The sequence below is a fragment of the Paraburkholderia sp. 35.1 genome, assembly GCF_050436525.1.
GTDB classification, from domain to species: Bacteria; Pseudomonadota; Gammaproteobacteria; order Burkholderiales; family Burkholderiaceae; genus Paraburkholderia; species Paraburkholderia tuberum.
Map to the genome: position 1 here is coordinate 1,419,971 of NZ_JBNDMJ010000002.1, position 13,579 is coordinate 1,433,549.

At 61.4% G+C, this 13,579-nt stretch carries 12 protein-coding genes and 3 pseudogenes; 8 read left to right on the top strand and 7 right to left on the bottom strand.

Annotated elements, in window-relative coordinates; genetic code table 11:
- Positions 1-73 precede the first annotated feature (73 nt).
- Entirely contained in the window at positions 74-1,120 is a 1,047-nt protein-coding gene (locus OKW27_RS12530) for an AraC family transcriptional regulator (RefSeq protein ID WP_429333639.1), read from the bottom strand.
- A 256-nt stretch (positions 1,121-1,376) separates the two neighbouring features.
- On the opposite strand from OKW27_RS12530, the gene OKW27_RS12535 reads away from it, so the two are divergent.
- From OKW27_RS12535 to OKW27_RS12550, 4 genes and pseudogenes are all read left to right on the top strand, one after another.
- Complete coding sequence (locus tag OKW27_RS12535; RefSeq protein WP_090810162.1) at positions 1,377-1,937, top strand: RBBP9/YdeN family alpha/beta hydrolase; 561 nt, start codon at positions 1,377-1,379, stop codon at positions 1,935-1,937.
- A gap of 118 nt (positions 1,938-2,055) precedes the next feature.
- Positions 2,056-2,526, top strand: a complete 471-nt coding sequence (locus OKW27_RS12540) for a 2,4'-dihydroxyacetophenone dioxygenase family protein (RefSeq protein ID WP_429333640.1) — start codon at positions 2,056-2,058, stop codon at positions 2,524-2,526.
- A 76-nt stretch (positions 2,527-2,602) separates the two neighbouring features.
- Positions 2,603-3,394, top strand: coding sequence for an SDR family NAD(P)-dependent oxidoreductase (locus tag OKW27_RS12545; RefSeq protein WP_429333641.1), 792 nt, complete (start codon positions 2,603-2,605; stop codon positions 3,392-3,394).
- A 53-nt stretch (positions 3,395-3,447) separates the two neighbouring features.
- Positions 3,448-4,371, top strand: a pseudogene (locus OKW27_RS12550) (MFS transporter); the annotation flags it as partial.
- Positions 4,372-4,432: 61 nt separating this feature from the next.
- Here the strand turns inward: OKW27_RS12550 and OKW27_RS12555 are convergent.
- Positions 4,433-5,568, bottom strand: a protein-coding gene (locus OKW27_RS12555; protein ID WP_429333642.1) for an IS3 family transposase whose coding sequence is annotated in 2 segments (ribosomal slippage) — positions 4,433-5,304 and positions 5,304-5,568 — 1,137 coding nt in all. Because the reading frame shifts where the segments join, the coding sequence is not laid out codon by codon here.
- Positions 5,569-5,594: 26 nt separating this feature from the next.
- On the opposite strand from OKW27_RS12555, the gene OKW27_RS12560 reads away from it, so the two are divergent.
- Positions 5,595-6,083 (top strand): hypothetical protein, encoded by a 489-nt coding sequence (locus tag OKW27_RS12560; RefSeq protein ID WP_429333643.1) that lies wholly within the window; start codon positions 5,595-5,597, stop codon positions 6,081-6,083.
- 140 nt (positions 6,084-6,223) lie between these two features.
- Positions 6,224-6,628, top strand: a pseudogene (locus OKW27_RS12565) (3-keto-5-aminohexanoate cleavage protein); the annotation flags it as partial.
- A gap of 134 nt (positions 6,629-6,762) precedes the next feature.
- Here OKW27_RS12565 and OKW27_RS12570 read toward each other — a convergent pair.
- From OKW27_RS12570 to OKW27_RS12590, 5 genes and pseudogenes are all read right to left on the bottom strand, one after another.
- Positions 6,763-7,656: a tyrosine-type recombinase/integrase gene (locus OKW27_RS12570; RefSeq protein WP_429333644.1), complete on the bottom strand. Its 894-nt coding sequence runs from the start codon at positions 7,654-7,656 to the stop codon at positions 6,763-6,765.
- A gap of 23 nt (positions 7,657-7,679) precedes the next feature.
- Positions 7,680-8,000: an Arm DNA-binding domain-containing protein gene (locus OKW27_RS12575; RefSeq protein ID WP_244145138.1), complete on the bottom strand. Its 321-nt coding sequence runs from the start codon at positions 7,998-8,000 to the stop codon at positions 7,680-7,682.
- A 75-nt stretch (positions 8,001-8,075) separates the two neighbouring features.
- Positions 8,076-9,161, bottom strand: a complete 1,086-nt coding sequence (locus tag OKW27_RS12580; protein ID WP_429333246.1) for an IS630 family transposase — start codon at positions 9,159-9,161, stop codon at positions 8,076-8,078.
- A 199-nt stretch (positions 9,162-9,360) separates the two neighbouring features.
- Positions 9,361-9,489, bottom strand: a pseudogene (locus tag OKW27_RS12585) (DUF72 domain-containing protein); the annotation flags it as partial.
- Positions 9,490-9,672: 183 nt separating this feature from the next.
- The gene (locus OKW27_RS12590; RefSeq protein ID WP_429333645.1) at positions 9,673-10,458 is read right to left on the bottom strand and encodes a TetR/AcrR family transcriptional regulator; all 786 of its coding nucleotides are present in this window, start codon (positions 10,456-10,458) and stop codon (positions 9,673-9,675) included.
- A gap of 247 nt (positions 10,459-10,705) precedes the next feature.
- Between OKW27_RS12590 and OKW27_RS12595 the strand changes: the two genes are divergently transcribed.
- Together OKW27_RS12595 and OKW27_RS12600 are read left to right on the top strand one after the other, a co-directional pair.
- The gene (locus OKW27_RS12595) at positions 10,706-11,887 is read left to right on the top strand and encodes an isovaleryl-CoA dehydrogenase (protein WP_429333646.1); all 1,182 of its coding nucleotides are present in this window, start codon (positions 10,706-10,708) and stop codon (positions 11,885-11,887) included.
- Positions 11,888-11,939: 52 nt separating this feature from the next.
- A complete protein-coding gene (locus OKW27_RS12600; RefSeq protein ID WP_090806672.1) occupies positions 11,940-13,547 on the top strand; it encodes a carboxyl transferase domain-containing protein in 1,608 nt (535 codons plus the stop codon).
- Positions 13,548-13,579 lie beyond the last annotated feature (32 nt).

Consider the following 13,579-nt stretch of genomic DNA (forward strand, 5'->3'; position numbering starts at 1 on the left):
GGGCTACAGCACCCCCGGTTCCTTCACGCGCTGGATCAGCCGTCCTCGGCGATACACATGGCTTAGTAAAGGGTTATGCCCTTCTCGCCGGCGCAGGTGCTGTCTGTCGTCCGTGCACTGCGCCGCGCGCCGCCCGGCTCTCCTTGGCGCTGCAACCGAATTGCGTGTGATACCAGCGGGAGAATGCGCTCGGAGCGGAAAAACCGAGTAGGGTCGCCACCTCGGTCAACGGACGATCGCTCTCGATGACATGACGCGTGCTGAGTTCCTTGCGGACGTCGTTGACGATCGACGAGAAGCTCTGCCCCTGTTCCGCCAGCCGGCGCTGGACTGTGCGGCACACCACGCCGAGGTGCTCGGCCACCTGTTCGATGCCGCAGCGTCCACTGGGTAACAGCAGCAAGATCGTGCGCCGCACGTCCTCAAGCACGGTCGCCTGCTTCGACGCGACAGACGCGTCTAGCAACTGCTGCGCGTAGCGCACCATCGCGGGATCGGCTGACGGGTTGCGTGCGTCGAGATCGCCCTTCGCGCAGATGATGCAGTTGAAGTCATAGTTGAACTCGACGCAACCGCCAAAAAACCGTTGGTGTGTACTCGTGTCGTGCGGCGCCGGATGTTCGAAGCACACCCGCCGCGGTTGCCAGTCGGCCTTGAGGAGCTGGCGTATCAACCGCACCATGACACCTAGCGCCAGTTCGACCCTTTGGCGCGTCGGCTGATGCGCATTGCCCGCAATGACCGCTTCGCGAATGATGACCAGTTCACCGCATTCCTCGACCGCCAGCGAAAGTGCATCGTTGAGCAAGGACTGATAGCGCATCAGCATGTCAAGCGAGTCGCGCAGCGTCGCCTGGTCGCGGATCAGCAATCCTACCGCCCCAAGATTGGACAACCGGCGCGACTCGGCCATGCACAGTCCGAAACTCTCGTTGCCCGACATGGTTGCAGAGGCATGCAGCAGTTGCCCGACACGCTCGACCGGAATCATGAGGTCCGGCTCGCGCAGTACGCCCGGGCTTAACCCCGCGTCAAGGAGCATCCGCACCGGGTCCAGTCCGGCGGCACGAGCGACCTCGCTGTAGTTGGTGAGGCTCGCAGCGCGGACAAGTGACGACATCTGAGAGCTGAATAGAAGACTGGCACAGAATGGTAAGTCCCTGTCATGTAATGTCAAGCGGGGGAAACCCGTCACACCCACACTACGTCACGCCACACCCACACTACGTCACGCGCGTTTTCGTTGGAAGAAAGACACCGTTGCGTTCCGGGGCAACCGCTCAACCCAGCACTGCGCAGTGATGGACTAACCGCCGTGCCACCGCAAGATGGAACGCATCACCCTCATCGGTGACATGCCTTACTGAATGATCGACATGAACTCTATGACGCCAACCGTTCTCATCGTCCCTGGCCTGCGTGAGCATGTGCCGGACCACTGGCAGACCCTGTTGGCCGCGAAGTTGCCCCCTGCATGCAGCGTCGCCCCGCTTGAGCACGACAAGCTGAGCTGCGCGGCCCGCGTCGACGCGATCGACCGCGCTCTGGCCACCATCGAGGGGCCCGTGATCATCGTGGCGCACAGCGCCGGCGCGATGATGGTCGCCCATTGGGTGGCCCGGGGTGCGACACGCGAGGTACGCGGCGCACTGCTTGCGGCACCCGCGGATCTCGAGACGCCCATGCCGGCAGGCTACCCGGCAATCGACGTACTGAAAGAGCATGGCTGGCTGCCGATACCGCGCGGCAGATTGCCGTTTCCGAGCATCGTTGCGGCCGGCTGCAACGATCCTCTGACGCGTCTCGATCGCGCCAGCGAGTTCGCGCAGGCGTGGGGCAGTCGCTTCGTCGAACTCGGCGAGGTCGGGCATCTGAATCCGGCCTCGGGCCATGGCGAGTGGCCGCGGGCCGAAGAGTTCATTCGCGAACTCTCATGACCGAACGATCGCCACGTGCCACTGGCGGGGAAAAAAGGGACGGGCCTGCGGGATTTGAAGACGACAGTGCCCGAGCCACGCATCGAAGGCGTGGGATTTTCTATGAGGAATGCGCGACATGTCGTTTGAAACCATCGATACCGGTTGTCGCAATGATGAAGACCTTCCCTGGATGCCTTACGCGCCGTATTCGGACGACGTGCAAATCAAGTACTTCAAGATCGATCCGGTCCGCGGCGAAACGATCAGCCTGTTAAAGATACCGCCGGGCGCGAAACTCGCGACGCATCACCACACCAGCACCGTGATTGTCTATACGGTTCGTTGTAGCTGGAAGTATCTGGAGCACGATTGGGTCGCAAGGGAAGGGAGCGTGGTCTACGAGACTGCCGCCACGAGTCATACGCCCATTGCCGTGTCGGACAGTGAAGTTGTCACGTTCAATGTCGTCTCTGGCGAGCTGCTTTATCTCGACGGAAAGGGCAACTTGGCCGCGACAGAAAACTGGCGCACTGCGATGCGCCGCTATCTTGATCATTGCCACAAGGACGGCATCGAACCGAAGGATCTCTCGAGCTTCTCGCAGTAAGTCAGCGCAGGGGCACGGGTGGCGAGATCTTGCGCTCGCACCTGGCACGGCACATAACGCCAAACTGAGGATAACCATGAGTTCGATGAATAGGAGTGTTGTCGCCCGATACTTCGACCTGTCAGATCTGACGGTCGTCGTCACGGGTGCAGGGTCAGGCCTGGGCCGCCAGGCGGCGCGCACGCTAGCCGCAGCCGGCGCGCAGGTCGCGCTGCTGGGCAGGCGGGCCGATCCGTTGAGCGAGACAGAACACATGATCGTGCGGGATGGCGGCGTAGCGCGCCACTTTCCGGTTGATGTCACGGACCAGGAGGCGGTTGCTCTCGTGTTCGACGAAATCCAGCGAACCATGGCGCCGCTCTGGGCGCTCGTCAACAATGCTGGAGCGGGCGGTCGCGCCGCGTTGATCGATGTCGACGCGCAAATGTTCGACCGCGTGTTTGGCGTCAATACGAAGGCCGCGCTTCTCACGGCAACGGCGTTCGCGCGACGGCTGGTCGCCAGCGCGCTGCCCGGACGCATCATCAACATCTGTTCGCTCGCTGCGCAAACGCACTCGCCGAATCTGTCGATCTATAGCGCGAGCAAGGCGGCGCTCGAGCATCTGACCCGATCGATGGCTCACGAATGGGCGTCTTACGGCATCAATGTCAACGCGATCAATCCGGGCTTCATCGAGACCGACATCAATCGTGCACTGTTTCAGACGCTGGCCGGCAAGAAGATTGTTGAAGGACTGCCGCGCCGACGGCTCGGCACGCCCGAAGCGCTCGACGGTGCGTTGTTGCTGCTTGCATCGCCGGGGAACGATTTCATGACGGGCGCGACGCTTTCGGTCGATGACGGGCAGCGCTTCGTGATGGGTTGATGCGCGCGAAGTCAGGACCGTGGCCGGTATTTCAAAAATGTTAGGAGACAAGCATGCACGTGATACCCGATGACCCTGAGGGCGGCAACAACGACGACTACCTGACGAGCAGGCGGCAGGCCTGGTTTGCCTTTGCGATGACCTTCGCGCTCATGTTTTTCGATTTTATCGACCGGCAGGTGATCGTCTCGCTATTTCCCCACATCAAGAGCGAATGGAACCTGAGTGACAAACAGCTGGGTTCCCTGGTTTCCATCATTTCCATCGTGGTGGGGGTGGGGGGATTGCCGGTAGCGCTGGTGGCAGACCGCATGGGCCGTGTAAAGAGCATCGTGGTGATGGCTATCACCTGGAGCCTTGCCACGATCTCGTGCATGTTCACGACCAACTACAGTCAATTGTTTGCGGCGCGTGCGATGGTGGGGGTGGGTGAAACCGGCTATGGCTCGGTAGGAGTAGCCCTTATCTCGACACTGTTTCCCAAGCGCTTGCGGAGCGCCGCGCTCGGCATCTTCTACGCTGCTCCATCGCTGGGTTCAGTACTCGGTGTGGTGTTGGGGGGCATGATCGCGGCGAGGTGGGGCTGGAAGGCCGCCTTTGGTGTGGTCGGTGTACCTGGGCTCGTGCTGGCACTGCTTTATCTCTTCGTGCGCGACTACAAGACGGTGGCACTGACGCCAGGCTTGAACCAGGCGACCCGGTCTCTGGGCGGGACGCTCAAGCACATCTTTGTCACGATGGCGCGCACGCGAACGCTGCTATGGGTTTGCGTTGGAGCGGCGGCACAACTGATTACGGTGTCAGCCATGTGGTCGTGGCTGCCCAGCTACCTGAACCGTTTCCACGGCATGGCCCCGGAGGCTGCAGCCAAGTCGGCCGCGGCGGTGGTGTTGGTCAGCGCGTTTGGCTGCACGTTCTGGGGCATCGTGGTGGGCCGCCTGGCACTTCGCACACCGCGCAACAAACTGTCCGCGCTGAGAGGTGGCCTCGTTCGTTCAGACAGGATCTGCGAGTTTTTAAGTGGAATCGCTGAGGCAGTCAAGCTGCCGATTTTATCGCTGGCAGCGTCGCGAAGTATGCTTCATCCGGTGTCTGGTCGGCGAGCTTCGAATGAGGCCGGTTCTGGTTATACCAGTTCAGGTAATTGCCGATTGAGCGGCGGGCGTGGCTGACCGAGTCATATGCTTTCAGATAAACCTCTTCATATTTGACGCTGCGCCACACCCGTTCGACGAACACATTGTCACGCCAGGCACCCTTTCCATCCATGGACAGAAGAACGTTCCGGCTGAGTACCGCGTCGGTGAATTCGGTTGCGGTGAACTGGCTGCCTTGATCCGTGTTGACGATCTCAGGCAGCCCGTATTTCGCAAACGCTTCCTCCAGCGCCTCGACAGCATGGCAACTCTCCAGTGTGATCGCCACCCGGTGTGCCAGCACCCGACGGCTCGCCCAGTCCACTACGGCTGTCAGATAAACGAAGCCGCGCGCCATCGGGATGTAGCTCGTATCGAGTGCCCAGACCTGATTGGCCCGATCGATCTTCCTGTTGCGCAGCAGGTACGGCCAGATCCTGTGGGCCGCATGCTTGCGGCTCGTGTTGGGCTTGCGATACAACGCCTCGATGCCCATGCGCTTCATCAGGGTGCCGACGTGCCTGCGTCCGACCTTGATGCCTTCGCGACGCAGCAGCCGTGCCAGCATTCGCGCCCCTGCAAATGGATGCTCAAGGTGAAGCTCGTCAATCCGGCGCATCAATTTCAGATCCGCTTCGCTGACGCCACGCGATCGGTAATAGACGCTCGACCGGCTGATGCCTACCAGCCGGGCCTGCTGTGTCATCGGCAGGGCGTGATCACGATCGATCATCGCCTTACGCCCAGCAGTCCCGCCTTGCTGAGCGCGCTTTCTAAAAAATCGTTCTCCAGCGTCAACTGCCCAATCTTCGCGTGCAGCACCTTCACGTCAACGGGCGGTGCCGCCGACGCCGCGTTGCCCGCTTCGAACACATCGGCAACCCGCTCCTGCAGTTGCTTCTTCCAGTCCGTGATCTGGTTTGGATGGACATCAAACTGCTGGGCCAGTTCTGCCAGCGTCTTGTCGCCCTTAAGCGCCGCGAGTGCCACCTTTGCCTTGAACGCCGGTGAGTGTGTCCGTCGGTTTCGTTTCGTCATCTTCTGGTTCCTTGTCGCCGGCCATTATGACCGACTCACGCCCCAGCTTTTCCACTCAACGAACTGTCCGAATTCTCGGCGCCACCTCTCTGTCCGTGTTGTGCCTGATCACATCGGTGATTCTCGTGGTGGCGTTTGGCGGCTCATACACGGGGAATGCACAGTTCAAGCTGATCCTGCTTGGCGGTTTCTTCATGAACTGCACCGTCGGTTTGGTTGCCGGTGTTGCCATGGACGTCATTCACCCAGGTGTGCGCTCGACCGGCGCGGCCGTACTTTCCCTGTTTCAAAACGTGCTTGGACTGGCGGTGGGTCCGTTCCTGGCGGGTGTCCTGTCTGACCAATGGGGTTTGCAGTGGGCACTGACCGTCATTCCTCTCTTCAGCATATTGGCCGCGGTGCTTTTTGTCATCGCAATGCGCAGTTATGACTCGGATGCGGCCGGTATCTCCGACGTGAAGCTGGATGTGGCGCCAGCCCTCACCGGCACCCTGGGCACCGGCGCCGCGGTCTGAGTTGGGGGGGCGGTCAAGGAGACGCCGTGGCGCCGTGTGCCAAGCACCTTTGGATACGGCGTCAGAAAATTCTCTCCACGCCACTGGCCTCGCGCTGGTTGTTTCTTTCCTTACTCCCGACCTGCCTTTGGAAACATGACATGAACTTTCTCGACGGTTCCCTTTACCCTGAAAACCAGCAACCCCTGATCATCACGGCCGCGCCCTATGCCCCAGGATGGCTGCCGTCCGACTTCCCTGAGGACATCCCGGTCACGATGGAGCAGCAGATCCAGAAGGCTGTGGATTGCTATAACGCCGGCGCTACCGTGCTGCACCTGCATGTTCGCGAACTCGACGGCAAGGGCAGCAAGCGCCTGTCGAAGTTCAACGAGCTAATCGCCGGTGTGCGCGCCCGCGTACCCGAGATGGTCATCCAGGTGGGCGGCTCGATCAGCTTCGCGCCTGAGACCGAAGGTGCCGCGGCCAAGTGGCTGAGCGACGACACGCGCCACATGCTGGCCGAGCTCGATCCCAAACCCGATCAGGTCACGGTGACGATCAGCCGCAATGGGACCCGAGCGAGGCCCAACGTTGGATTTGCAGCAGGTGGTTGTTAATTGAGTGGGGCATGCCAAGAATGTGAGCATCAGATGACCGATGCTTGCGTTCCTTTGCTTTTCCTGACCCAGCAAGCATTTCACGCTCGCGCCGAAGTGATCGGCACGACGTTCGTTATCCCTCGCTCGCAACGCACTAGATAGTCGGACCACAACTGCAGCGCGACGCGCAGTTCCGGAACCTCTACGCGCACGTCGTAGATTCCTTCGATGCCCCGGCGTTTATGGTTCAATGCCAGTTCGCTAATCTCGTTTGACACTCCGAGGTTGCGCATGTGACCTTTCGCGGTGCTGCGGGTGTCGTGTGGCGTGAAGTAGCGCGTGTTGAACACGTGATCGTCTTGAAGCCCCGACAAGACGTCCCACAGGGTGGTCACGCTCATATGACTCCCCTCGCGCGTGTACATCCCTGGCAGCAGGTATTCCGAGTCCCCTGACATCTCCATCAACTCTTGAACCCATTCGGTCAGGGCCGGACTGAGAGGGATCAGCATTCCGTGGCGCGTCTTGACGTTTTCCGGTACGACCCACCACGTCCCTTTGTCGAGGTCAAAGTCGTCCTTTTTCGACTTAACCAACTCGGCGGTCCGGACGCACGTCCCGAGCAGGCAGCGAAACATCAAACCGTACCTTCGACCCGCTGCATGGTCTATCTTAGACAGGATGTCGTGCAGTTCCTCAGCTGTTAGCATCACGCGTTTTCTCGGAGGAGGCGTGGCTCCCATGATGGCCTCGAGCGAAATGCCAGCACAGGGGTTCGCGTTGATGAGGCGTCGGCCGACCGCGTGATCAAAGAGGCGCGACACCGAGCACAGGATCTGTTCTGCCATCGACCAACTGCTGACGCGTTCGATCATGAGCACGATATCCGCAGCAGTCACGACGGACACGGACAGGGGGCCAAGGGTGGGGCGGATCCTCTTCTTGAAGTGTCGCTTGCGAGCGCCGGCGCTCCCCTCGGCCAGCGAGGACATGATCTTTTCTTGATAGTCGTCGATCAGCAGATTGAGGTCCAGTCCGCGGCAGCTCGCGCCTTCTTGATGCGCTTCTCGCGCGCCGGGTCGCCGCCGCCATCGATCTTGACCCGGTGCTGCCGGGCGAGCTTGCGTGCCGCGGCGAGGGACATGTCCGGGTAGTTGCCAAGCGTCAACTCGCGCCGGGTGTTGCCGCCGAGACGGTAGCGAAGAATCCAACTCGCGGTCCCGGTCTTTGACAGCGTAAACGTGAGGCCGTCACCGTCCGATTTGGCAACCGGCTCACCTCTGCTTATCCAGGCGCGGAGTTGGATATCGTCCAGAACGTGAAGCTGTTTGGGCATGTCGTAGCTCCTCTGGTGGACTTGCCCATTATAGCTACCCACACGTGTTTCAAGCCACCCAACTAGTGGTCTGCGTCAAACGGATTGCATCTTATTCAGCTTGGTGCGGGCACGCGTGACTTTCGCCAGAATGTCGGAAGCTTTAGCGGTCCAGATGAAGGGTTTTGGATCACCATTGTGCTTTTCAATGTACTGCTCGATCGTGCTGACCAACTCGGGTACCGAGCGAAAGGCTGACCGCCGTAGCTGGTTCTCGGACAGATCACGAAAGAAGCGTTCGACCATATTGAGCCAGGAAGCGCTGGTGGGCGTGAAATGCATGTGAAATCGTGGGTGCTTGGCCAGCCACGCCTTCACCTCGGGATGCTTATGAGTGGCGTAGTTGTCGGCAATCAAATGTAGTTCCTTACCCTTGGGGGTGCTGCGATCGATCTTGCGCAGGAAGCCCAGCCATTCTTGATGACGATGCTTCGTCTGGCACTGGCCAATGATGCTGCCATCGAGCGTGTTCATCGCGGCGAACAACGTCGTCACACCATTGCGCTTGTAATCGTGCGTCATCGTCTGACCTCGACCTCGCTTCATCGGCAAGCCAGGCTGGGTCCGGTCCAGAGCCTGAATCTGGGACTTCTCGTCACAACTGAACACCAGTGCGTGCTCAGGTGGATCGAGATAAAGGCCGACGATGTCCTCCAGCTTCTCGGCAAAGTGCTTGTCGTTCGAGACTTTGAAGGTTTCTATCCGATGCGGCTTGAGTCCATGCGCCTGCCAGATGCGCCTCACGCTCGCCTCGCTGACGCCGGCCACTGCCGCCATGCTGCGCGTACTCCAATGCGTCGCGTTATCGGGACGCTGCTGCATGGTCATCGCCACGATGGCCTTGACCTTGCGCGCAGAGATCTTCGGCTTGCGCCCGGGTCGCGTCTCGTCCCGCTCGATCCCCGCCACACCGTCCGCGATGAAGCGCGCTCGCCAGCGCGCCACCGTGCCTCGCCAGATACCCAACTGCACACCGATCTCTTTGTCTGTGTGGCCCAGTGCCGCGAGCAATATCATCTTGGCACGCTCGGCCAGTCGTACCGGAACCCTCCGCCCAGCCGCCCACGTTTCCAATTGTTTGCGCTGGCCTTCGCTCAGCTCAACTTTTGCCGCGATTCTCATGGGTTCTCCCTCATCACCTGGAAGGAGACTCGCAAATCGCGATTAAGTTGCATTATTTACGACGCACTACACTAGCTACCCGTTTCAAAGTGGATGTTATCGGCCAAAAATGGACGCTATAGGAAGGTAGCTGATTGAATATATTAAAAAAAAAGACTGACCGGACGGTGGCGGATGCTGCCGGAAATCAATCCATATGAGTGCCGTTGATCTCGATCGACGTCAGATGCCGGCTCGCATATTCGAGTTCGCGGCTTTGCGTCAGGTCTTCCGGATAAAACGGCCCGCGCCACGGCGCATAGGTCCAGCCGCCGATGCCGATGCGAATGCGTGCGGCGGACGTGGATCCGGACGACGTTTCGGTTGATTTTTTCGTTGGCGCTTTCTTTGCGGCTTTCGGTTTGTCGCCGCGTTCTTCGCCAGACTTCTCGCTTCGCTTGTTGCTTTCCTTCGCGCTTGTCGCTGCGGGCACTTGGGCTCTCCTTCGGGCTGCGGCGGGAAAGCTCGTAGATTAGCCGCTTTTCTCGCGGCGCGCGGCGCTTGCCGGGCGGCCGGGGGCCTCGGCCTTGCCTTCGCCGGCCGCGGCGCTGGCTTCGTCGAAACGACGGCTAGCTGCGGCCACTTCCACGCGAAAGCGCTGCAACGCGCCGAGCGCGAGGTCGGGCGGCGTCAGCGCGACCCACAGCACGTCGATCAACTGATCGGCGGTGGCGTCGATATCGATCTGCCGGTTCGTCAGCGTCGCGTCCCACAGCACATGCTCCATCGGGCCGAACACCATCGAGCGCAACAGGCGCAGCGGCATGTCGGAGCGAATCTCGCCGCTTTGCTGGCCTTGCGCGAGCACGCGCATCAACGGCGCGGTGTAGCGGCGCTGCAGCTCGGTCAGCGCTTCGCTCAGTTCGTGATGCCGCGCGCGGCCTTCGGACAGCACCAGCGCGCACAGATCGGTGCCATTCACGAGCATCAGCCGCAGATGCATGCGCACGATGAACGCGAACTGCTGGCGCACGTTGCCGTCGCGCGGCAGGCCCGCTTCGATCGCGTCGATGATCTCGTCGTACCAATCGCCGATGACACGAGCGCACAACTCGCGCTTGCCGCGAAAGTAGCTGAACACCGTCGCCTCGGAAACGCCCAGGCGCTGCGCGATTTCCGCGGTCGTCGCGCGTTCGAAGCCCTTTTCGGAGAACACGTCGCGCCCCGCCTGAAGAATCTCCTTCACGCGCTGCTGCGACTTGCGCCCGGCCGGCTGGCGACGGGAGACAGGTAATCCGGCCTTCTCGGCAACCGTCATATGAGTAAAATTCAGATTTTTGGTGCGGATTGGGGCTCGAGCTGGCGTTTGAACGCTGCGTCTGTGCCCGATGAGCGCGATCGTAGCACCGAATCGGCCAGCTAATGCGGGTTTGTAAATTTCTGAGTAACACTCAGAAATACCTATTGACGCTTACGTCAATCTGGCGTGAAATGCGCGTTGACATGCTTTCGCGTGCCGCTTCGCGTTCCACCAGCGGCCGCCCACGAACTCAGGAGACACCGCAATGCCCAATCTGCCCGGTCTGCAGTTCCCGCTCGGCGAAGAGATCGCAATGCTGCGCGACAGCATTGCGTCGTTCGCCGCCAAAGAAATCGCGCCGCGCGCCGGGGAAATCGATCGCACCGATCAGTTCCCCATGGACCTGTGGCGCAAGTTCGGCGACCTCGGCGTGCTCGGCATGACGGTTACCGAAGAGTACGGCGGCGCGAACATGGGCTACACCGCGCACATGGTCGCGATGGAGGAAATCTCGCGCGCCTCGGCATCGGTCGGCCTGTCGTACGGCGCGCATTCGAACCTGTGCGTGAACCAGATTCATCGCAACGGCACCGACGCGCAGAAGCGCAAGTATCTGCCGAAGCTCGTGTCGGGCGAGCACGTCGGCGCGCTCGCGATGAGCGAGCCGAACGCGGGCTCGGACGTGGTCAGCATGAAGCTGCGCGCCCAGAAGAAGGGCGATCGTTACGTGCTGAACGGCACCAAGATGTGGATCACCAACGGCCCCGACTGCGACACCCTGGTCGTCTATGCAAAGACCGATCCCGAAGCGAATTCGCGCGGCATCACGGCGTTCATCGTCGAGAAGGGCATGAAGGGCTTCTCGGTCGCGCAGAAGCTCGACAAGCTCGGCATGCGCGGCTCGCACACCGGCGAGCTGGTGTTCCAGGACGTCGAAGTGCCGGAGGAAAATATCCTTGGGGCATTGAACGGCGGCGTCAACGTGCTGATGAGCGGTCTCGACTACGAGCGCGCGGTGCTCGCGGGCGGCCCGACCGGCATCATGGTCGCGGTGATGGACGCGGTCGTGCCGTATATCCACGACCGCAAGCAGTTCGGCCAGTCGATCGGCGAATTCCAACTGATCCAGGGCAAAGTCGCCGATCTGTACACGACGCTGCAGGCATGCCGCGCGTATCTGTACGCGGTGGGCCGCCAACTCGACACGCTCGGCAACGACCATGTGCGCCAGGTCCGCAAGGACTGCGCGGGCGTGATTCTGTACACGGCCGAAAAGGCGACCTGGATGGCTGGCGAGGCGATCCAGATTCTCGGCGGCAATGGTTATATCAACGAGTATCCGGTCGGTCGTTTGTGGCGCGATGCGAAGCTCTATGAAATTGGCGCGGGCACGAGCGAGATTCGTCGCATGCTGATCGGCCGGGAGCTGTTTGCCGAAACGCTGTGATGCAAGCGCGCGTGAGCCCCCTCAATACGCCGCACTTTGGAGAAGCGACGTCATGCCGATCATCGAATCGAAACTGAACCCACGCTCGGACGACTTTCGCGCGAACGCGGCGGCGCTCGAAGCGCTCGTCGCCGATCTGCGCGCGAAGATCGAGCAACTCGCGCAGGGCGGCGGCCAGGCCGCGCGCGACAAGCACACGAGCCGCGGCAAGCTGCTGCCGCGCGAGCGGATCGCGCAACTGCTCGATCCGGGCACGCCGTTTCTCGAACTGTCGCAACTCGCCGCGTACGGCATGTACAACGACGACGCGCCGGGCGCCGGCGTGATCACCGGCATCGGCCGGATCGCGGGACAGGAGTGCGTGATCGTCTGCAACGACGCGACCGTGAAGGGCGGCACCTACTATCCGGTCACCGTGAAGAAGCACGTGCGCGCGCAGGAAATCGCCAGCGAAAACCGCTTGCCGTGCGTGTACCTCGTCGACTCGGGTGGCGCGAATCTGCCGAATCAGGACGACGTGTTTCCCGATCGCGATCACTTCGGCCGCATCTTCTACAACCAGGCGAATCTGTCGGCCGCGGGCATTCCGCAGATCGCGGTCGTGATGGGCTCGTGCACCGCGGGCGGCGCGTATGTGCCGGCGATGAGCGACGAGTCGATCATCGTCAAGAACCAGGGGACGATTTTTCTCGGCGGCCCACCGCTCGTCAAAGCCGCGACCGGCGAAGTGGTCAGCGCCGAAGATCTCGGCGGCGGCGACGTGCATACGCGTCTGTCGGGCGTCGTCGATCATCTTGCGCAGAACGATGCGCATGCGCTCGGGATCGCGCGCAGCATCGTCGGCCATCTGAACCGCGTGAAGCCGGCGCCGCTCGTATTGCAGGAGCCGAAGCCGCCGCGCTACGACACCCAGAGCATCTACGGCGTGATTCCGGTCGACACGCGCAAGCCGTTCGATATCCGCGAAGTGATCGCGCGTATCGTCGACGATTCCGCGTTCGACGAATTCAAGGCGCGCTACGGCACCACGCTCGTCACCGGCTTCGCGCATATCTGGGGGCACCCGGTCGGCATCGTCGCGAACAACGGCATTCTGTTTTCCGAGTCGGCGCTGAAGGGTACGCACTTCATCGAGCTGTGCTGCCAGCGCAAGATCCCGCTCGTGTTTCTGCAGAACATCACCGGCTTCATGGTCGGCCGCAAGTACGAAAACGAAGGCATCGCGAGAAACGGCGCGAAGATGGTCACCGCGGTCGCGACCGCGAAGGTGCCGAAGTTCACGGTGATCATCGGCGGCTCGTTCGGCGCGGGCAACTACGGCATGTGCGGCCGCGCGTATTCGCCGCGCTTCCTGTGGATGTGGCCGAACGCGCGCATCTCGGTGATGGGCGGCGAGCAGGCCGCTTCGGTGCTCGCCACCGTCAAGCGCGATGGCATCGAAGCGAAGGGCGGCAACTGGAGCGCGGAGGAAGAAGAGGCGTTCAAGCAGCCAATCCGCGAGCAATACGAGCGTCAGGGCCATCCGTACTACGCGAGCGCGCGGTTGTGGGACGACGGCGTGATCGACCCCGCGCAAACTCGCGACGTGCTTGGGCTGGCTTTGTCGGCGGCGATGAACGCGCCGATCGAAGACACGCGTTTCGGCGTGTTCAGAATGTGATGGCCCACGGCGCCGCGACGCGACGACGCAAG

Bases quoted from the DNA above. Each gene is read 5' to 3' on its own strand.
- OKW27_RS12530 (WP_429333639.1), bottom strand. From the start codon at position 1,120: ATGTCGTCACTTGTCCGCGCTGCGAGCCTCACCAACTACAGCGAGGTC.
- OKW27_RS12535 (WP_090810162.1), top strand. From the start codon at position 1,377: ATGAACTCTATGACGCCAACCGTTCTCATCGTCCCTGGCCTGCGTGAG.
- OKW27_RS12540 (WP_429333640.1), top strand. From the start codon at position 2,056: ATGTCGTTTGAAACCATCGATACCGGTTGTCGCAATGATGAAGACCTT.
- OKW27_RS12545 (WP_429333641.1), top strand. From the start codon at position 2,603: ATGAGTTCGATGAATAGGAGTGTTGTCGCCCGATACTTCGACCTGTCA.
- OKW27_RS12560 (WP_429333643.1), top strand. From the start codon at position 5,595: ATGACCGACTCACGCCCCAGCTTTTCCACTCAACGAACTGTCCGAATT.
- OKW27_RS12570 (WP_429333644.1), bottom strand. From the start codon at position 7,656: ATGTCCTCGCTGGCCGAGGGGAGCGCCGGCGCTCGCAAGCGACACTTC.
- OKW27_RS12575 (WP_244145138.1), bottom strand. From the start codon at position 8,000: ATGCCCAAACAGCTTCACGTTCTGGACGATATCCAACTCCGCGCCTGG.
- OKW27_RS12580 (WP_429333246.1), bottom strand. From the start codon at position 9,161: ATGAGAATCGCGGCAAAAGTTGAGCTGAGCGAAGGCCAGCGCAAACAA.
- OKW27_RS12590 (WP_429333645.1), bottom strand. From the start codon at position 10,458: ATGACGGTTGCCGAGAAGGCCGGATTACCTGTCTCCCGTCGCCAGCCG.
- OKW27_RS12595 (WP_429333646.1), top strand. From the start codon at position 10,706: ATGCCCAATCTGCCCGGTCTGCAGTTCCCGCTCGGCGAAGAGATCGCA.
- OKW27_RS12600 (WP_090806672.1), top strand. From the start codon at position 11,940: ATGCCGATCATCGAATCGAAACTGAACCCACGCTCGGACGACTTTCGC.